General features: G+C 55.2%; 15 protein-coding genes. 4 read left to right on the top strand and 11 right to left on the bottom strand.

Features of this window, described 5'->3' with window-relative positions; genetic code table 11:
• Window positions 1-613: IS3 family transposase (locus HNO82_RS16535; protein WP_175344456.1), on the top strand; the 613-nt coding region annotated here is incomplete at its 5' end.
• Here HNO82_RS16535 and HNO82_RS16530 read toward each other — a convergent pair.
• The 4 genes from HNO82_RS16530 to HNO82_RS16515 are packed head-to-tail and all read right to left on the bottom strand — an operon-like array spanning window position 610 to window position 4,905.
• A complete protein-coding gene (locus HNO82_RS16530; RefSeq protein ID WP_175344455.1) occupies window positions 610-1,125 on the bottom strand; it encodes a TniQ family protein in 516 nt (171 codons plus the stop codon). The two genes, HNO82_RS16535 and HNO82_RS16530, sit on opposite strands and share 4 nt — an antisense overlap.
• Window positions 1,122-2,108, bottom strand: coding sequence for a TniB family NTP-binding protein (locus HNO82_RS16525; RefSeq protein ID WP_349627572.1), 987 nt, complete (start codon window positions 2,106-2,108; stop codon window positions 1,122-1,124). The genes HNO82_RS16530 and HNO82_RS16525 overlap by 4 nt, the downstream gene beginning before the upstream one ends.
• Window positions 2,105-4,138, bottom strand: a complete 2,034-nt coding sequence (locus tag HNO82_RS16520; protein WP_175344454.1) for a TnsB C-terminal domain-containing protein — start codon at window positions 4,136-4,138, stop codon at window positions 2,105-2,107. Before HNO82_RS16520 ends, HNO82_RS16525 begins: the two co-directional genes overlap by 4 nt.
• Window positions 4,135-4,905, bottom strand: a complete 771-nt coding sequence (locus HNO82_RS16515) for a hypothetical protein (RefSeq protein ID WP_175344453.1) — start codon at window positions 4,903-4,905, stop codon at window positions 4,135-4,137. The genes HNO82_RS16520 and HNO82_RS16515 overlap by 4 nt, the downstream gene beginning before the upstream one ends.
• Here HNO82_RS16515 and HNO82_RS22425 point away from each other — a divergent pair.
• The 3 genes from HNO82_RS22425 to HNO82_RS16505 all read left to right on the top strand — a co-directional run bounded on the left by HNO82_RS22425 (window position 4,803) and on the right by HNO82_RS16505 (window position 8,668).
• The gene (locus HNO82_RS22425) at window positions 4,803-5,405 is read left to right on the top strand and encodes a DUF6471 domain-containing protein (RefSeq protein ID WP_349627571.1); all 603 of its coding nucleotides are present in this window, start codon (window positions 4,803-4,805) and stop codon (window positions 5,403-5,405) included. The two genes, HNO82_RS16515 and HNO82_RS22425, sit on opposite strands and share 103 nt — an antisense overlap.
• A gap of 657 nt (window positions 5,406-6,062) precedes the next feature.
• On the top strand, window positions 6,063-7,331 hold the full coding sequence (locus tag HNO82_RS16510; protein ID WP_175344452.1) for a DNA cytosine methyltransferase: 1,269 nt from the start codon (window positions 6,063-6,065) through the stop codon (window positions 7,329-7,331).
• 5 nt (window positions 7,332-7,336) lie between these two features.
• Window positions 7,337-8,668, top strand: a complete 1,332-nt coding sequence (locus tag HNO82_RS16505) for a DNA cytosine methyltransferase (RefSeq protein ID WP_175344451.1) — start codon at window positions 7,337-7,339, stop codon at window positions 8,666-8,668.
• Window positions 8,669-8,962: 294 nt separating this feature from the next.
• Here the strand turns inward: HNO82_RS16505 and HNO82_RS16500 are convergent, their stop codons facing one another.
• From HNO82_RS16500 to HNO82_RS16470, 7 genes are all read right to left on the bottom strand, one after another.
• A complete protein-coding gene (locus tag HNO82_RS16500; protein WP_175344450.1) occupies window positions 8,963-10,129 on the bottom strand; it encodes a phospholipase D-like domain-containing protein in 1,167 nt (388 codons plus the stop codon).
• A gap of 298 nt (window positions 10,130-10,427) precedes the next feature.
• Window positions 10,428-12,926: a DNA topoisomerase (ATP-hydrolyzing) subunit B gene (gene gyrB / locus HNO82_RS16495; protein ID WP_175344449.1), complete on the bottom strand. Its 2,499-nt coding sequence runs from the start codon at window positions 12,924-12,926 to the stop codon at window positions 10,428-10,430.
• 136 nt (window positions 12,927-13,062) lie between these two features.
• Window positions 13,063-14,169, bottom strand: coding sequence for a DNA polymerase III subunit beta (dnaN, locus tag HNO82_RS16490; protein ID WP_008333931.1), 1,107 nt, complete (start codon window positions 14,167-14,169; stop codon window positions 13,063-13,065).
• A 654-nt stretch (window positions 14,170-14,823) separates the two neighbouring features.
• The gene (dnaA, locus tag HNO82_RS16485; protein ID WP_008333930.1) at window positions 14,824-16,224 is read right to left on the bottom strand and encodes a chromosomal replication initiator protein DnaA; all 1,401 of its coding nucleotides are present in this window, start codon (window positions 16,222-16,224) and stop codon (window positions 14,824-14,826) included.
• Between the two features lie 395 nt (window positions 16,225-16,619).
• Window positions 16,620-17,387 (bottom strand): class II glutamine amidotransferase, encoded by a 768-nt coding sequence (locus HNO82_RS16480; RefSeq protein WP_175344448.1) that lies wholly within the window; start codon window positions 17,385-17,387, stop codon window positions 16,620-16,622.
• Between the two features lie 219 nt (window positions 17,388-17,606).
• Window positions 17,607-17,924, bottom strand: coding sequence for a hypothetical protein (locus HNO82_RS16475; RefSeq protein ID WP_008333926.1), 318 nt, complete (start codon window positions 17,922-17,924; stop codon window positions 17,607-17,609).
• 642 nt (window positions 17,925-18,566) lie between these two features.
• Window positions 18,567-18,800, bottom strand: coding sequence for a hypothetical protein (locus tag HNO82_RS16470; RefSeq protein WP_008333924.1), 234 nt, complete (start codon window positions 18,798-18,800; stop codon window positions 18,567-18,569).
• Window positions 18,801-18,864 lie beyond the last annotated feature (64 nt).

The raw sequence follows: 18,864 nt of genomic DNA, 5'->3' as shown, positions 1-18,864 counted from the left end.
TCGAAAGAAGCTGTTGCGCGTGTATCGACAGGCGGGCCTGAGCGTGAGGCGCCGTAAGCGCAAGCGCATAGCGGGCGTGGAGCGGCAATTGAAGGTTCAGGCGACGATGCCCAACCAGAGCTGGTCAATGGACTTTGTATCGGATGGATTGGCTGATGGCCGCCGCTTGCGCTGCCTGAATATCGTGGACGACTTCACCAAGGAATGCCTGGCTATCGAGGTGGATACGTCGCTGCCAGGCACACGGGTTGTATCGGTGCTCTCACGGCTATCAGAGCTTCGAGGATTACCGCAATCGATTACCATCGACAACGGTCCCGAGTTCGCCGGCAAGGTGCTCGATGCCTGGGCCTATGCACACGGATTGAAGCTGAACTTCATCGAGCCAGGCAAGCCGCAGCAGAATGCCTATATCGAGAGTTTCAACGGCAAGTTCCGGGATGAATGCCTGAATGAACATTGGTTTGTTTCGATGCGGCATGCTCGTGAAATCATTGCGGCCTGGCGACGGGAATACAATTCCGAGCGGCCGCACAGTTCGCTTGGATACCTGACGCCGCAACAGTTTGCAAAGACTTTTTTAACCGCAGACTCCAAGTCGTTCTCGTACTAAATTGGGGAGCAGGTCACAATCAGCGTGGACAGCCATTGCTGCACCTGGCTCGCCGGAACGCGAGGCAGCATGCTCAGGTCATGGCCACATGAGCACAACCCAATGTAAAGCCGCTCCCCAGACAGATGCTTCCCACAGGCATCGCATTGGTCGACCAGTTGTATGCGATGCTGCGGACACGCTGTGACATAAGCGTGTTCCCAGTGATGTCGTAGGTGAGGTGATTCAGCCAGACACGCAGGGCAGACCGCATCCGAGTGCGCCCGATGTAGTCGCCCCCAATGGTGGCATTGGTCTTCTTTCTGACGGGCAAAATCCACCCATGTCCGCTCCAGACCAAGATTGCGTGCGACATCATCGGTACGCATCAGCAATGCGCGCCGATTTCGCTCGACGCCCGCCGTGATTGTCAAATGACGCCATCCGAAAAGCGCATTATCTGCCGTGAGTCGGCGGTAGTACCCGATTCCAGATTCGTCGTCTTTGGGTGCATAGGTAACGATGAGGCTCATTGCTTATCTCCTGACTTTTTACGAACTGGTACGGATGCCGCGTTACTGGTCAATACATGCACATATGCTTGTTTCATGGCAGCTGGTGGTACATCAGTATCGTCAGAGCCAGAAGTTAGGAAGGCCAATTGGTGCGGTGACCCCGCATGATTCACCTCCTCACATGCCATCTGGCAGTCAAGGTATGTGATGGGACGTGGAGCTTCATTTTTCACCACGCTGGCCAGCTCACTCATGAAATCTGCAAGGACTCCAATCAGACCACCAGTAAGCAAGTAGCTTTGTTGCACTAGCACGCGCGGACTTACTTGAATGGGATAGCCCGCAGCAGTAAACAATCGAGAATAGTTCATTACACATGCCGCATATGCCGACATCTGCTTAACATCTGCTGCGTCGTACGGTAGGAATGACCGCGGGGGACTGGCGCGGCCACGCAACTGTTCGTTCGCTAAGAAAATCCGTTCAAGTCGTGGAATGCCGAAGAGGATGAGCGTCATCTCGAGTTTGTCAGATAGAGTCTTCAGCCAATCACTGGCTGCGCGCGGTGGCACGCGCGACCCTTCATCAACAAGGTGAGATATTTCATCAAAAATCACGACACGAGTCCGAGCTAGCCGAAGCTGCGTCAGCATCAAATCGAACATCGCTGCCGCCGTCGTTCGCGGAGATACCTGGATGCCTAATGCTTCTAGAACACTCTTGGGCAGCATCTTGGCTGTTGCAGCCTGAGGAACCACTACAATCAATACAGGCACATGACGTCGACCGTCAGTTCGCGCTTCAGGGTAGTTGCGCGACAATGTCGTAATAAGCGAAGACTTGCCGACACGACTCGGACCAGGTATCCGAACGATTTTTGGTGCGAAGCCTTCAAGAGCATCATCGATGCGTCGCTTGAGCCGCGAGAGGTGCTCCATATACATGGGATGCGGGAGCTCGCAGGTCTGAATATCTCGGCGCAATTGTTCAGCAGGTGTCACAGCAGTTTTTCTCCGGTCTTTCGATTTACAATGGTCATTGATGGCGCTTCGTCATAAGAAACGGCGGTGAGCTGAGGGTCCTCAGCGGATATCGATGTGTTAGTTGAAGGCGCAGGCCCAAACGGTGCATCCGACGACAGTGGCCGTTCGATTGCACGTTCGCTGGCTGCATGCACCTTGGCACGACGTACGGTTTCCTTGTTTTCCTCGCGCTTGCTGCGAGATTTGGATTTCTTGGCGTTGCTACTTCTAGTGACCACATCGTCCAAGTCGCGCAGAAAATTCATCTTTTCGGATGGGACCGTCGAGTCAGTCTTCCCGGCGTCGAAGCGCGCTTTAGCTTCCGCAAAGGTCCATGCCGGTGTGTCCGGACGGACGTGCTCGTGCGTTAGCGTAACCAGAGGAAGACTATCGTCTTCGAACACGTACGCTTGGCGGAAATCATCGGGGTTGTAGAACACATGGAGTGGCGCGTGGTCACCGTACTTTCCCAAGAGATATGTCATGGCTTCACCTTTGTAACGGAAACCATGTTCAAGGGTGATACCGGTTTTGGCGCTCAACTTACGTTTCCTATGCTCATAGAGCGCCATCATCCATTGCTGGCGAGACGGAGGCATTGTGATGGGATGGCCCATCTCTTCAGTCATGTATTTCAGGCGCTCAAACAGTGTCTTACCTTTGACCGAATCCACCAACAATTCGTCCCAACGTAAACGCTCTAGTTCTGTATGGACCCAGCTCTCGTAAAACCAGCGGACAATCCATTTCTCAAGCTCATCGAGGGTCATCAGCTTATCGCCCAGTGCTACCGGGTCACGTACTCCATCCTGCCCCTCAAAACGTGTACAACCCGGTTGCCGCTGCAATGCCTCCTTAAGCGCCTTGTGGAGGCGCTCGATAAATGGCTTGCCTTGCGCTGCCATTGCTTTGCAGTGCATGACGTCCACCTCCAGTACCTTCAAGCGAAGGATTCGGCCACCTTTTGTCTCTGGGCCGTTATCAAAAACGAGAACACTTGGCGTGCCGTATATGTTTATTGCATTTGTAAGACCTAATTCCTTGAATCGGCTCGCTTTAGCAGGTGTGAGATACATCTCTAGGCACGACAAGGAGTCCATTTCACGCGGTGCGCCGATGACGAGATGCCATCCCACTGGATATCCTGTACATACGTCAACGGCCGAGACCAGATAGACGTTCCTAGCGATACCGTGCGGTGTGATGACCACAAACGGAAGATGCATAGCATCTTGCTCAATGCGAGCGAAAGGAAATGGGGCCCTGATTCGTCTTTTAGCGAATGATTTGCCGGCGACCCGCATTAACGGGTCCATGCGGTCGTACTCTGCATCAGCGGTCAGACCATAAATTCTGCTCGTTACAAATTTTCGGCTGATAGTGTGCTTCGCAACATGTAAGCCCCGAGAGCGGGCCTCACGGTTGATGTAATCAGTCAGGTCACGAGCCGTCCACCTCGACTCTGTAACCAGATAGAAATCCTGAATGGCCCCATCGACAAATTCACAGAGTTCGGATGAATACCTATTCGTCCTGTTGCCTTTATTCTTATCGCCTTTGAGAACCGGCAGACCAGAACTCTGTTTGTTCTGTGCACGGAATAGAGTGGCGCGCGAGGGAAACGCTAATTTCAACGGGTCATCTGCGTGTTCCTCTAAGTAGGCTTCGCGAGCAAAAGGTATTGCCGCGTCGAAAGAGATATGCTGTTTCGCCTGGATTGCCACGATGCGACGCAGACTCTCATATAAGAAGCGAACCCTGGCGTGTAATGCCGGATTATCGTACTGAGCACATACGCTGACAGCCGGCATTCCCTTGCGACGCAGTACCAAACTTCCGTTAGAAATACCAGCCCGAATGGTGGCCTCGTCGACATAACGGGATTCGCGCTTCTGTGCATCGAAAACGTTAATAGTCCCGGCGTGAATGCGGCTATCAAGCACTTCGAAATAAGCATCGGGCTTGCCAGCAACCAGCAGCTTGTCGCCCGGACGTAGGTCGGACATCATTGCTGCAATCCCTCAATAAGGAATAGGTGACCGAGGTCACCGTAAGCTGCCGATAGCTCAAGACTCGAGCAAATACGGAAATGCGCCACATCTGCTTGTAAAGCACCAACAGCTAGCAAAAGTGGAATCCATGCTGTCGGAATCTGAAGTTCCTCGCACAACGTACGCTGTAATACCGGTCCGGATTCACAGTAGCGCTCCACGCGGTCGATGAGGTCGGGCCGAAGAAAGTCACGGGCCCGCGGTATTGCTGCTTTAAGCAATTGTGCATTAACAAGGATGGGATGACGCTCGTCAGCCGGAATGACTATCGTGTGAAGCGGAAAGCAATAAGCTTCCATGATTTCACGTGCGCGCTCGATTTTCTTCCAGTAGTCAGCGTTCCCCTCGTAACCTTGCAGTTTGACTTCATACGCTTGCTGCAGCCCGTCAATTTGAACCGTGGAAAAGTCCGGCGTGTACTCCGCGGCGCCCGTACGGCTGCCACGCATTTTGCGTGCCTCTGACACTTCTTCTCGGGTGAACAGCAGTCGTTCGCCAATCAGGTCAACAGTGAACGGTTGCGGCTTGAACGACCTAACGCGAGGGTCAACGCTCAAGATGTGCGCGACCAAGCGTTCCGCTTCGGATTCCACATTGATGTGGCCGCCAGCTTTTTCTGTAAATGTGCCGATACGAGCTTTGCCATACGTGGGCGCAATCGTGCGGACGCCCGGGTTCGTGGCATGGCGGCGGCTGCGCAGGCCATAGGAAGGTGCGCTTTTCATGTCGCGGCTCCGATAGCCTGCAAGAGGGCAGGGGTCTCATTGGTTGCAATAAGTGCAACGAGTTGGTGTCGAATCCGCTTAGGGATGGGTGTGGTTTTGGCTGGCAATTTTTCCTCGCAAAAATGTCTTGCAAAGGAGGTGTAGCTCTCGCAAAAGCCAACCGGTCGTATACGACTGAAAATACTCGTGAGAAAATACCTGGAGGGCAGAGACAAGGGCTGAGTGGCGGCCGTGGGGGAAAGATGAACAGAGAGCCAGGCTCGGGTGGTCTGCGGCCTCAATCTTATGAGGCTTGGGAGCAGACGGCGAAAGAGCTGATAGAAATAGAGATGATGAGACGCGGCATCCGATACAAGCAGCTGTCCCGTCTGCTGGAAGTGCAAGGAATCTACGAGACGCCTGACCAGATAAACCGTAAGGTCAACCGCAAGCGCTTCAGCGCGGCGTTCTTGATTGCCTGCTTGTGCGCCATGGGAGTAGAAACGCTCCCCCTCAAATAGGGACAGAGTGCCGCAACACCATTGTGCTATGGTCCATTCCGTCCAGTTCGACTCTAGCCAGACCTCTTCCATGCCAGCCTCCCGCTTTCGTACCCTCTCATAAATAGGGGATACAACCGTCCAAGCGGTAAATAAGACTGGTAATGGCTCTTTTTCAGGTTACCTGATGCTGGCGTTGTACCAGCGCAGGTTTACAAACTAGGCAATAGCGCAGGGATTTTCAAGCTACCTTGCACTGCCGCATCGTCACCGCGCCCTTTTTTCGCTGCTGAGCCTAAACAGACACCAGTCATATCTCACGGTCCAAGTCTGCGGCAATTTGTGGACGATGTCTGCCGGAGGGCTTGACCGCAACAATACATTAATGCAACATGAGTGCATATGTAACGCATCATTAGGTGCAAAGTATTAACTAACGCGTTTCCAACGCTGTGCGGCGAGGTGAAATGAGCTGTGTGGAGCAAAAAACAGAGACGTTGAACCTCAGGGTTTCGCCCAAACTCAAAGCGGCCTTGCAAGCGGCTGCTCGCCGCGAACATCGAAGCATGGCGAATATGGTTGAGCACTTGGTTCTTGGATATTGTGAAGAACATGGGCTTGTCCAAGAGCTCGTCTCGGAGAATAGCGGCGACGCCTCACTGCACATCTGATGCGAATATGATGAAACTCGATGAAAGCTCCACGGGCACCCCTGCATTAATGCTGGATGGTTCGTCCATATCTCCTTGTGAACAGGCCATAGCCATACCTAATCCACAAACAAACGCAACGCTGAACATGCTTGACCTGTTTTGCGGCACGGGTGCATTGTCGTATGGCTTGGAAAATGCATCTGAAAAGTTGAAAACTGTCGGCGGAATCGATGCTGACCAAGCAGCCGCTAAAACAGCAGCACTTAATCATCCCAAGGCGAAAATAACGTGCCAGCAAATCGAGTCTCTTCGACCAGAAGAAATGCTCGCACTTTCAGGCGTTAGCAATATCGACGTCATCGTCGGGGGCCCTCCATGTCAAGGATTCTCGTCTCTCCGCCCAAGCCGCGGCGCCGGTCTTGATGACCCGAGAAACTCCCTGTACAAAGAGTTCGTTAAATATGTGCGCACACTGAGGCCCCGTGTTTTCCTCTTGGAGAATGTAGTGGGAATGCTGACAGCTGGCGAAGGAAAATTAGTTACCGAAATGCTCGCTGGATTTAAGCGCGCGGGCTATGAGGTTGACTGGCGGGTTCTAAATGCAGCCAACTTTGGTATTCCTCAAAAACGAGAGCGATTCTTTCTTCTCGGTGTTCGCAAAAATCTGGGTACAAAAATCTTGCCGGAATTTCCTATCCCGACACATTGGTTCGCTGGAAAAGTTATCGGTACGAGAATAAAGGACCGGTATGTGGTTAACCAAGAATCCGGTCTTCCCCCGGTAACCGTTTGGGATGCAATCTCTGACCTCCCCCGTCTGAAGTCCGGTGAATCCTCTACTTCGTATCTAATGGATGCACCAAACGACTACCAAGCGGCTCGACGGCGGAATAATGGGGCTGTTCTCACGCTTCATAACGCTGCCACACATAACGAAAAAATGCTTGAAGTCATTAGACACGCTGGCTCCAGCATTCACGCGCTACCGAAGGGACTGGTGAGTAGTGGATATAGCTCGTGCTACTCGCGTTTGGCTCCAGATGAGCCATCCACCACAATAACGGTCAAATTTACATCTCCAGCATCTAGTAAGTGTATCCATCCATTCGACGACCGGGCAATTACACCAAGGGAAGCCGCTCGAATTCAATCGTTTGATGATTCGTTTCTTTTTGCCGGGAGTAAGACCGATATCGCTTCCCAAATTGGAAACGCGGTCCCTCCGCTTTTCGGGGAGGCATTCGGTCCAATTATCGAGCGATTACTGGATGCCCAAGGAATCGGCGAATACTGATATATATGTCTCTCAATCACTGCGTACATCGCCCCAAAGCGGCTAGTCTTTTCTCATCTGCTGGCATTGGGGAACTTGGAATTGAAGCGGCCGGGTTAGACATCGTTCTTGCAAACGAACTTCTACCTTCGCGTGCAGCGCTCTATCGGGCCAACTTTCAACACGAGATGCTCGAAGGTGATATTTCCGAAGTGAGGGACCAGTTCATAGAGCAAACTCGCGCTCAATTGGTTGGAGACGAACTCTTCCTTCTTTACGCGACACCACCTTGCCAAGGCATGTCCAGCAATGGCATGGGTAAACTTAAGGCGGAGGTCGCCTCCGGTCGGCGCCATGAAGAGGACCAGCGAAATCGGCTCATCATTCCGGCAATGGATGTCGCAGTGGCCCTAAAACCGCGTTGGCTTTTGCTTGAGAACGTTCCTGGGATGGAAACGACTGAGATTCGAACAAATGGCAAGCGTTGGGAAAACATCATATCCTACGTCCGGAGACGGCTTGGCCAGGACTATGTGGGCGGTCCCCAGGTAATCGCATGCGATGACTTTGGCGTGCCTCAGCGGCGCAAGCGACTAATAACAATTTTCACAAGGGACGCTCACGCCAAGCAATTCTACGAGAACAATGACGGAAGTTTTTTCCCCACCGAAATGAGAGAGCCGCGCGTAACTCTTCGAGACGCCATAGGGTCCGCACCTCCACTTGATGCCAAGGCTGGGCAAAACGAGGCACGTTGGTTTCACCCGTACCACTATGTTCCAGTGATGGCGGAGCTTAAATACCATTGGGTTCAACACACTAAAGAGGGAAACACTGCGTTCAATAACCAGTGCATCAATCCGGCCTGCGGAAGCACCAATAATCCTGGTCACAGAGATGTGCAAATTGACGGCAAATGGGTTTCATCAAAAGAAATCCCTATTCATTGTCTCAAGTGTGGTCACCTTCTTCCGCGGCCGCATGTCCTAGAAAATGGGAAAGCGAGGCTACTACGTGGCTTTCACTCTGCATATCGAAGAATGAAGTGGGACGAAACAGCTCGGACGCTTACACAAAACTTTATTTATGAAGCTTCGGACAATAAGATTCATCCTACTCAGAATCGTGTTCTCTCCATCTACGAGGCAATGGTTCTTCAGACCATAGACCGCTACGAGTATGTGTTCCAAGTCAACGGAAAAGACATCAGTACCGCCCAAATTGCCGAGGTTATCGGAGAGTCTGTGCCGCCTTACCTGATTGAGAAAATTTGTCGAATGATGTTGGTGGCCTCATCCGTAAAAAGCGGAGAGCTAGAAAAGCGGGGCGAAATCTCGAAGCCTCTTAAAGCCGCTTAACCATTAGCATCCGCAAGGGTCGTTCATTAATTCCGAGCTTCCCCAGCTCTTAGGGAGGAGCAGGTTAGCTTCTTGCTGGCTAGCTAAGATGCACCATATGACAACCAGGATAAGAGAACGCGGATGCTATCGTGCCTTCATTGAAGCGGCAAAGCACTTGTCGACTCATACACTCTCATCGAGCTGTATCAATAATGCCGAGAGAAATTGTACGAAGAGCCAAGTTCGAGAGCGTTAGAAAAGAAGGCTTCAATGGATTGGTGTTTCGAATTTTAGCCTTCCAACGTGTCCTCCTCAAACAGAGTCTAAACGGTACCACTGAGCGCTATTTAGATTTGTAATGGAAAGAACGGTCTCTTCTTGACTCAGTTCATCTAAATTTGTTAACGGCGGGTCAGCGATTCCACTCTCAAGCTTCCTTAGAATGGTAAGCCCTTGGGGGTCATTTGCAGCATCGAAAATCTCGTACTGTAAGACTCTCTCCCGGCCGCGCCCAGGGCCGGTATGCCTTACATTCACCCATTGGAATCGGGCGACCGGATTTTGCATGGTACTCATCTCTGGCGCTTCGAACCGGGCAGTATTCCGTATCCCTCTCGCAAGGTTGTAGCCTATCCTTCGTCTTGCACCTTGGACTGAAACGACTTCTTCGACTCCGTTCATAAACGAAGCTTCAAGAATCTTCATTGAGATTTGTACCTGGTTTCCATTACGACGTGGTCTCACGCGCATAAGCAGCACCTCTCCTAAAGCGGAGCCAGTCGTGCGTCCAGGAGGTCTAAGAGGGCCGGGCGTTCGGCTTCCGGGTCTTACTGGGCGTATAGAGCTCCTCCCGAAGAGCGGGTTCGCCGTACCTGCCCTAATCCCATCATCGACACGGCGACGAGCTCGAACCTCCTCTTCGGTTAGGACATACCGACGGTCCTTGAGCTCTTCAAGAAGCCCTTGCGTCAACCTTCGAATTCGGGAATCGTTTTGCTCATCACGCCACATCGCAAGTGCAGTGAAAGCCCCAACAACAGTCTCGTCGGCTAAAGCGGCTGAAATACTCAATGTCGCCTCAACATTACTCTCTAATCCCGCCCCTGTCATATTGTTGGAGCCCACCATCAGACGAGTTTCATCATCATTACTAAAGAGAAAAACTTTGGGATGAAAAGTGCACGCTGGATTTTCGTCAAAAAATACATACGTCTGCATATCCGCTCCAGGCTCCAACTCCAATAGCCTGCTTAACCCCTCGTATGTTGTATGTCCGAAGTCGAGACCCACCGTCACGCGTACTCTGCACCCTGCCAAAACGAAATCTCGTAAAGGACTGAATATTTTATTCACCCCGGCGTTGTTGGCCCATGCCACAGCGAACTCGGCATTACGCCATCGTAGATGGCCAGATTGCCTGAGAAGAAGCTCTTCACAAATGAGATGACCAACACAGTGCATCGGCTGAGCGATAAACATCCGTTCTCCTTAAAAACTTCTAGCTATTTCTAGTGTTTTAATTCGAGCACATCTTGATACTCTCCCTCATTCGGGAGGCCACTTAAAAGAGGTAGCGCCCCGCCGATACAGCTTGACAGGAGCGCCGGCACTATCGAAGCCCTCTTGAACCAGACGCGGGAATTAACGTAAGCCTTGAAAAACAGGGTACAACGCCAGTAACCTGGTCTCAAAGCAAAGCTATCAAAACGCACTGAGTGATAAATATCTCAATAGATACGTCTCAAAATCTCAGGTTATGGTGCTCGCTACATTGAGATCAAACGTCAATATTCCCCGCCTGCAACGCATTGGATTCAATAAACGCCCGACGCGGCTCCACATCATCGCCCATCAATGTCATGAAGATCTGATCCGCAGCAATCGCATCCTCGATCTGCACCTTCAGCAAACGGCGCACGGTCGGATCCATGGTGGTTTCCCACAGCTGCTCGGGATTCATCTCTCCCAGACCTTTGTAACGCTGCTTGTTCACGCCACGCTCAGCCTCATCACGCAACCAGGCCATGGCCTGGCGAAATTCGGTGATGACCGATTCCTTGCGCTTCTCGCCCTGGCCACGCGCCACGATGGCACCCTTGCCGATGAGACCCTTGAAGGTCTCGGCTGCCGTCGACAGCTGCTGGTAATCCGGGCCGCTCACGAAGTCCGCATCGATCACGGTGGCCTTGATGTTGCCATGCTGGCGACGATGAATATGCAGCGCCACCTTCTCGCTATGCTCATCCACGCGCGCCTGCACGTCGATGTTGATGTCGTTGATGGCCTTCTTCAGTTCTTCCGCGGTAGCAGTGGCCTGCTCGATGTTGTCCATCTTCAGCGCGACGCCGCCGGTCATGATGGCGTTCAGGGCCGATTCATCGATCGCGCGCGACAGGCGCATGATGATGGCGTTGGCCGTGTTGTACTGCCGTGCCAGTTCCACCAGCGCTTCGCCGCTGATCGGCGCAGCACCTTCGGAAGGCTTGATCTCGGCGTCGTTCAGGGCGATCTGCATCATGTACTGCGCTTCCTCGAAGTCGTCCTTCAGGTAGCGCTCGTCCTTGCCCGCCTTGACCTTGTACAGCGGCGGCTGGGCGATGTAGATGTGGCCGCGTTCGACCAGCGCCGGCATCTGGCGATAGAAGAGCGTCAGCAGCAGCGTGCGGATGTGGGCGCCGTCAACGTCCGCATCGGTCATGATGATGATGCGGTGGTAGCGCAGCTTGTCCGGATTGAATTCGTCAGCACCGATGCTCGTGCCCAGGGTCGCGATCAGCGTCGTGATCTGCTCGGAAGAAAGCATCTTCTCGAAGCGCGCCTTCTCCACGTTCAAGACCTTGCCGCGCAGCGGCAAGATGGCCTGGAACTTGCGGTCGCGGCCTTGCTTGGCCGAGCCGCCTGCGGAGTCACCCTCGACGATGTACAGCTCGCACAGGGCCGGGTCGCGTTCCTGGCAATCGGCCAGCTTGGAAGACAAACCCAAACCATCCATCACGCCCTTGCGGCGCGTCAGTTCGCGTGCCTTGCGCGCAGCCTCGCGGGCACGCGCGGCTTCGACGATCTTGCCGCAGATGATCTTGGCGTCGTTCGGCTTCTCTGCCAGGAAGTCGGTCAGGGTCTTGGCGACGATTTCTTCCACGGGGCCGCGCACTTCGCTGGAGACCAGCTTGTCCTTGGTCTGAGAACTGAACTTCGGTTCCGGCACCTTCACCGACAGCACACAGGTCAGGCCTTCGCGCATGTCGTCGCCGGAGATCTCGACCTTGGCCTTCTTGGCGAGATCGTTTTCTTCGATGTACTTGTTGATGACGCGGGTCATCGCGGCACGCAGGCCGGTCAGGTGGGTGCCGCCGTCACGCTGCGGGATGTTGTTGGTGAAGCACAGCACCTGCTCGTTGAAGGCGTCGTTCCATTGCATCGACACGTCCACCGACACCAGCGTGCCCTGGTCGGATTGCTTCTCGCCGGTGGCCTGGAAAATGGTCGGGTTGAGGATGCTCTTGTTCTTGTTGATGTATTCCACGAAGCCGCGCGTGCCGCCTTCGAAGGCGAAGTCCTCTTCCTTGCCGGTACGCTGGTCGGTCAGCTTGATATGAACGCCATTGTTCAGGAAGGACAGTTCACGGATACGCTTGGCCAGGATCTCGTAATGGAATTCAACGTGGGTGAAGATTTCTTCGTCGGCCCAGAAGTGGACTTCGGTGCCGCGCTTGTCGGATTCGCCCACGACCTTGATCGGCGAGACCTGCACGCCGTCAACCATCTCCAGCTCGCGGTTCTGCACGATGCCCTTGGCGAATTCCATCGCGTGCACCTTGCCGTCGCGGCGGATGGTGAGCTTCAGCTTCTTCGACAGTGCATTCACGCACGACACGCCCACGCCGTGCAGGCCGCCGGAGACCTTGTAGGAGTTCTGGTCGAACTTGCCGCCGGCGTGCAGTTCGGTCATCACGATTTCGGCCGCCGAACGCTTGGGTTCGTGCTTGTCGTCCATCTTCAGGCCCGTGGGGATGCCGCGGCCGTTGTCGGTGATCGAGATGGAATTGTCGGCGTGGATGGTGACGTGGATCTCGCTGCAGTAGCCGGCCAGGGCTTCGTCGATCGAGTTGTCCAGCACTTCGAACACCAGGTGGTGCAGGCCGGTGCCGTCAGAGGTGTCGCCAATGTACATGCCGGGACGCTTGCGCACCGCCTCCAGGCCTTCCAGGATCTGGATGGAAGATGCGCCATAGCTTTGTTGCGCGGAATTGGTGTTGTCTGCGGGGCTGGAGGACATGGTTACCTTCTGAAAATGCTAGCCAAACGACTAGGGAGCTGCAAAAAACGGAATTCTGGGGACGAATCTTTGGAATTCTTAAAAGCAACCGAGGGGCCGTCTGGGACGGCCCCTCGGACGCGTGGAGCGGGTTTGCTCAGATCCGCATCGGCATGACGACGTACTTGAAGTCGGCGTTGTCAGGGATGGTGATCAGGGCCGACGAGTTGGCATCGCCCAGGGCGATGTTGACGTAGTCGTTCTTGAGGTTGTTGAGCACGTCGAGCAGGTAGCTGACGTTGAAACCGATGTCGACGGTGTCGCCGCCGTAGTCGATTTCCAGTTCTTCGACCGCTTCTTCCTGGTCGGCATTGGTGGAGCTGATCTTCAGGCTGCCCGGTGCGATCACCCAGCGTACGCCCTTGAACTTGTCGCTGGTCATGATGGCCGCGCGTTGCAGCGAGCGCAGCAGCTGGTCGCGGCTGATGGTGAAGCTGTTCTTGTAACCCTTGGGCACCACGCGGGTGTAATCGGGGAACTTGCCTTCGACCAGCTTGGAAATCAGCTCGATGTCGGCGAAGGTCAGCTTGACCTGGTTGTTGGCGATCTGCAGCTGGACTTCCTCGTCGCTGTCGTCGAGCAGACGTTGCAGCTCGATGATGGTCTTGCGCGGGATGATGACTTCCTGACGCGGGAAGTCTTCTTCGGTCTCAACCTGGCAGAAGGCCAGGCGGTGGCCATCGGTAGCCACTGCAATGACGTTCTTGCCTTCCACCACCAGCAGCAGGCCGTTGAGGTAGTAACGGATATCCTGCTGGGCCATGGCGAAGTGGACCATGTTGAAGAGATGCTTGAGGGTCTTCTGCGGCAGGTTGACCTGAGCGTTGTACTGCTCGGCCTGGGCCACCGTGGGGAACTCCTCGGCGGCCAGTGTCTGCAGGGCGAAGCGGGACTTGCCCGATTGCACGGTCAGACGCTTGTTGGAGAGCGAAATCGCCACTTCGCCGGAGTCAGGCAGGGCGCGCAGGATGTCGAGCAGCTTGCGCGCCGCCACGGTGGTGGCGGTCGCTTCGCTGCCGGAACCGACGTCGGCGTGCGTGGTGATCTGCACTTCGATGTCGGTGGACAGGAAAGACACCTTCTCGCCGTCCTTGCGAATGAGAATATTGGCCAGAATCGGCAATGTGTGCCGACGCTCGACAATACCACTCACGATCTGCAGAGGACGCAGGAGCGTGTCTCGTTGGGTTTTAACCAATTGCATAGTCAGTTTGTCCTTGCTAGTAGTGGTTTAAAGGGCGCCGTCGGCCGGCGTTCAGTCATGCCCATGTCGCGCGTGTTCCTCCTCTGGGTGAAAAACAGCTGCTCTCTGCACTGCAACCTGCCTGAAATACGCAACGCTCCTGCTCGTGCATGACCGGCCGCTGCCGGTCCGAAAACCCGTTCCCGAAAAGCTGGTGATACAGCGACCCGGTATTGTCCATCTGCGCGTGACAAGCCCGGGTAGCCAGAACCACTTGGCTATACTTTTGGAACATTTGAATACTTTTGCCGGATCTTGCCGGGTAGTTATTCGAATTTTCCGTGCTACTTCGCGGATTTTCTGCTCCATGGCCGGCCCTTGCGTCCGCCTGCGAAATAACGCCTTCCATTGTACCAATCATCCCCTCTTCGGAGTAGTGCGGCGGGGGTCCGGCGAGGGCTTTGGGAGGGAAAAAATGGACGGTGAAGCTGCCGTGTTGTCTTTTCTTTCATATGCCGCCGAAGGCGGGATTTTTCAATTATCCACAGGCGGTTTTGACGAAATTCACCATTGTTCTGCGGCAATGCCCTGTGGAAAAGAAATGCCGCCCGGTTCACGCTGGAAGCGGGCGGCATGTCGATTTATCCACAGGCGTTTTCGCCGGGAGTGAGCGGATCAACCCTTCAGGGTTTGCTCCAGCACGTGCAGTTCATGGTTGCATTCCGGGCTCTTGGCACGGTCGGCGGCGATCTTGCGCACGGCGTGCAGCACGGTGGTGTGGTCGCGCCCGCCGAAGAGGTCGCCGATTTCCGGCAGGCTCTTCTGGGTCAGCTCCTTGGCCAGGTACATGGCGATCTGGCGCGGTCGGGCGATGTTGGCCGGGCGCTTCTTGGAATACATGTCCGCGACCTTGATGTTGAAGAAATCGGCCACGGTCTTCTGGATGTTTTCCACCGAAATCTGGCGGTTTTGCACCGACAGCAGGTCCTTCAGGGCTTCTTTGACCACGTCGATGGTGATGTCCTTGCCGTGGAAACGGGAGTAGGCCAGGATCTTGCGCAGCGCGCCTTCGAGCTCGCGCACGTTCGAGCGCAGGTGCTTGGCCACGAAGAAGGCGACGTCGTCGGACAGCACCACGTCTTCGGCGGAAGCTTTCTTCATCAGGATCGCCACCCGCATCTCCAGCTCGGGCGGCTCGATGGCCACCGTCAGGCCGGAGTCGAAGCGGGAGATCAGGCGGTCATCCATGCCGCTGATTTCCTTGGGATAGGTATCACTGGTGATGATGATCTGCTTCTTGGCCGCGATCAGGGCTTCGAAGGCGTAGAAGAATTCTTCCTGGGTGCGGCTCTTGCCGCCGAAGAATTGAATATCGTCGATCAGCAGCAGGTCCAGCGAATGGTAATAGCGCTTGAAATCGTCAAAGCCCTTGCGCTGGTAAGCCGTCACCACATCGCGTACGTATTGCTCGGCGTGGATGTAGCGGATCTTGGCGCCCGGGTTATCCACAAGCACCTGATTGCCGATGGCGTGGATGATGTGGGTTTTACCCAGACCCACACCGCCGTACAGGAACAGCGGGTTGTAGGACGTGCCGGGATTGTTGGCCACCTGGGTGGCCGCTGCGCGGGCCAGCTGGTTGGCTTTACCGGTCACCAGGTTGTCGAAGGTCAGCACCGGGTTGATGCGCGACTGTTCCTGGCGCGGGGCTACCGCGCGCACCGGCTGGGCCGGTTCCGGATCGAGGTGCAGCTGCTCGTGGTTGGGCAGACCCAGGCCGCTGGCGCCACCGCCATTGGCTTGCGCGTTGGCGGCCGGGCGGCGGCCCTGGTTGCCGCGCGGGTCCAGCACGAACTGCACTTCGGTGGGCGCGTCCCAGTATTCGCAGGCCAGCGCGGTGATGCGGTTGGCGAACTGCGTCTTGACCCAGTCCAGCTTGAAGCGATTGGGCGCGGCAATGCGCAGCAGCCCGTCCTCGAAGTCGAGCGGGACCAGCGGCTTGATCCAGGCGCTGTATTGCTGAGGCGTCAGCTCCTGCTCAAGTTTGTGGGAGCAGGCCTGCCAGAAGTTTTCCATGAAGCTTTCTTGTCGGATGATTGCGGCGCCCGACTGCCGCGTCCAGGGGACGGGCCTGTGGACGATGTCGTCCGGGCGCGAAACGAGGGACGCATTTTACTCCGGTAAACTGAAGTTATCCACAGGCGAACCGGCAAAAAACCCTGAAAAACTTGATCTATCCACAGGCTGCGCAGCAGCCATCTGCGTCGCGTTCACGCAAAGGCGCTTGAGGGGCGGGTGATAGGGGGACAGAGTAACGATCTTGTGGAAAACACAAGCTCATCCTTGGGGACGCGTTTTTTTGTAACAGCCTGTGCAAAACCTGAGAGAGGGACGGATCCTGTCCCCGATTTCCCCTGTGGGCAAATGAAATGATGTGACATTCCGGCTGTGGATAAGATAAATAACCGGCGTCAGTCGACCACGGCCCCATCGACAAAGACCTTCATTTCACCGGCCTGGTATTGCGTCCAGACTTCATTGTCGGTCAGCGGCTGGGTGACGATCACGGCCACCCGGTCATTGGTGGTGGTGACTTCGGAAAAGTCGACCGACAGATCCTCGTCCGACAGCTTGGCCTTGGCAAAGGGATGCTGGCGGACGATGTAATAGAGATTGGTGGAGCAGTGGGTATAAAGCGCCGAGCCGTCCGAGAGCAGCATGTTGAAGGTGCCATGGCTGGCGATGCCCTCCACGATCCCGCGCAGTGCAGTACGCAGGTCCGCCAGCAAGGGCAGGGTATCGCCAAAGCGCTTGCGCATCTCCTGGAGGATGAAGCAGAAGGCCAGTTCACTATCGGTGGTGCCGACCGGGCGGAAAGGCCCGTCCAGTGTGGGGGTGAAGTTTTTCAGGTCACCATTGTGGGCAAATACCCAGTAGCGTCCCCACAGCTCGCGCACGAAAGGATGGCAGTTGGCCAGTGTGACACGCCCTTGTGTCGCCTTGCGGATATGGGCGATGACGTGCTGCGACTTGATCGGATAGCGCTTGATCAGCTCGGCCACCGGGGAATCCACGGCGGCCTGGTGATCGACGAAGGTGCGCACCCCGGAGCCTTCGAAGAAGGCGATCCCCCAGCCATCGCGATGATGGTCGGTCAGCCCGCCACGGGTGGCAAAGCCGGTGAAGCTGAAGACGATATCGGTGGGGGTGTTGCAGTTCATCCCGAGAAGCTGGCACATGATGTCTTGCGGTGAGGCTGTGATGATAGTCAGCTGGACAAGTTATCACGATTGCCGCCGCCCATGACGCGGGCTGTGGACAAAAAAAGCCCCGCGAGCTTGCGCTGGCGGGGCTAATCCTTCCTAAAGAGGGAGGAGGAGACACAGTACGTACTACAAAACTTCAACTACACGACCAGAAGCCGGTGGGCCTCGAACTACGGTCAGGCGGGGACTGGATCAGTCACGCGCGGCCATGTTGCGCAGTTCGGCGGCAAAACTCGGTTGGGACAGGCTGTATTCGTTGGCCATGCGGTTCAACATCATCTTGCCGCTGAACTTGTGCGCCAGGATGCGTTGCTCCAGCGACTTGCGCGGCTTGATCAGCAGCACGGCGGCTTGCGCCAGTCCCAGGATCAGCGGCTTGAACACCATCATCAGGGTCACCAGTGCTCCCAGACCCAGCGCCGGACGGACATAGGCCGCCATCAAACCCAGGAAGGACTGCGCGAAAGGCAGGGCGGCTTCTGCGGGAAAGGCAAGATTCAGGAAGGACATGATATTTCTACCTCTGATAATCTGGCCGCGACACGATTGCGCGGCGTTCAAGTTCACTGTTGTTGCGTCGCAGTATGAATCTTGGCCCCTGGATTGACTACTTTAGAGTTCTCATATCAGTTATAGCGTTTGTGAATAAGAAGGTTCCGGCATGCCGGTTCACTCTCAAGCCCGCGTAAAACCGGCCTCCTGAGCGATGCTGGCGCGTCCTTTGTCGGCAACATGGCTGCATGAGCCCCTGTTGTCTGATCGCACTGATGTGGTTTTGCAACGCCATTTGACGGCAAGGAGCGCGGCGGTGAATATCTGACTTGCGGAAATTGGCAAAAAGGCTCACGTCGGAGCCCGGAGAAATGAAGGCGCCGAGGATAACAGGCCCACCCGGCGCGGCTTTGCGGGCAGTCCACGAAAAAAAACCCCGCAGGCTGTGCCTGCGGGGTTAATCCTTCCTAAAGAGGGAGGAGGAGACAACGGATCGGTGTCCTGACGCGTTGATCGAATCAGCGTCAACATAAGCGCCGTAAGCGCCGGGAACTACCGAAATCCTTTACTACCGGCATCAAGCTCTCGGGCTGATGCCAAGGTCACGCAGAAGTCATGCGGACCGGTAAAACTGGAATCTGGTGAAGCAGAAACCTTCGATTAACCGCGCGAAGCGATGAAGCGCAGTTCAGCAGCCAGGTTCGGCTGGGTGGCTTCGAACTTGTCAGCCATGCGGTTGAGCTGGCGGCTGCCGGTGGCGCGATCCTGTTCGGCGGCGACCAGAGCAACGGCTTGCAGTTCGTGGGCCTTCACGAAGTGCACGAAGATGTTGCGCATGACGGCGGCGAACTTGCTCTTGAAGGTGCTGTTGGTGCTTTGTGCGATGGTTGCCATGATTCGATCCTTGACGTTGTGTGTTATGTTGCATTGCAGTGTAGTGAACTCACATTTGTTTGAC

The organism is Herbaspirillum sp. C9C3, from assembly GCF_013359625.1.
Taxonomy (GTDB): Bacteria; Pseudomonadota; Gammaproteobacteria; order Burkholderiales; family Burkholderiaceae_D; genus Herbaspirillum.
This window is presented reverse-complemented; position numbering and strand designations above follow the sequence as displayed.

What these genes read in the sequence shown, in the direction of transcription:
- HNO82_RS16515 (WP_175344453.1), bottom strand. Translation starts at nt 4,905, where the DNA reads ATGAAAAGCGCACCTTCCTATGGCCTGCGCAGCCGCCGCCATGCCACG.
- HNO82_RS16480 (WP_175344448.1), bottom strand. Translation starts at nt 17,387, where the DNA reads ATGTGCCAGCTTCTCGGGATGAACTGCAACACCCCCACCGATATCGTC.
- dnaN (WP_008333931.1), bottom strand. Translation starts at nt 14,169, where the DNA reads ATGCAATTGGTTAAAACCCAACGAGACACGCTCCTGCGTCCTCTGCAG.
- dnaA (WP_008333930.1), bottom strand. Translation starts at nt 16,224, where the DNA reads ATGGAAAACTTCTGGCAGGCCTGCTCCCACAAACTTGAGCAGGAGCTG.
- HNO82_RS16530 (WP_175344455.1), bottom strand. Translation starts at nt 1,125, where the DNA reads ATGAGCCTCATCGTTACCTATGCACCCAAAGACGACGAATCTGGAATC.
- HNO82_RS22425 (WP_349627571.1), top strand. Translation starts at nt 4,803, where the DNA reads ATGTGCCGATACGAGCTTTGCCATACGTGGGCGCAATCGTGCGGACGC.
- HNO82_RS16505 (WP_175344451.1), top strand. Translation starts at nt 7,337, where the DNA reads ATGTCTCTCAATCACTGCGTACATCGCCCCAAAGCGGCTAGTCTTTTC.
- HNO82_RS16520 (WP_175344454.1), bottom strand. Translation starts at nt 4,138, where the DNA reads ATGATGTCCGACCTACGTCCGGGCGACAAGCTGCTGGTTGCTGGCAAG.
- gyrB (WP_175344449.1), bottom strand. Translation starts at nt 12,926, where the DNA reads ATGTCCTCCAGCCCCGCAGACAACACCAATTCCGCGCAACAAAGCTAT.
- HNO82_RS16500 (WP_175344450.1), bottom strand. Translation starts at nt 10,129, where the DNA reads ATGTTTATCGCTCAGCCGATGCACTGTGTTGGTCATCTCATTTGTGAA.
- HNO82_RS16470 (WP_008333924.1), bottom strand. Translation starts at nt 18,800, where the DNA reads ATGGCAACCATCGCACAAAGCACCAACAGCACCTTCAAGAGCAAGTTC.
- HNO82_RS16475 (WP_008333926.1), bottom strand. Translation starts at nt 17,924, where the DNA reads ATGTCCTTCCTGAATCTTGCCTTTCCCGCAGAAGCCGCCCTGCCTTTC.
- HNO82_RS16510 (WP_175344452.1), top strand. Translation starts at nt 6,063, where the DNA reads ATGATGAAACTCGATGAAAGCTCCACGGGCACCCCTGCATTAATGCTG.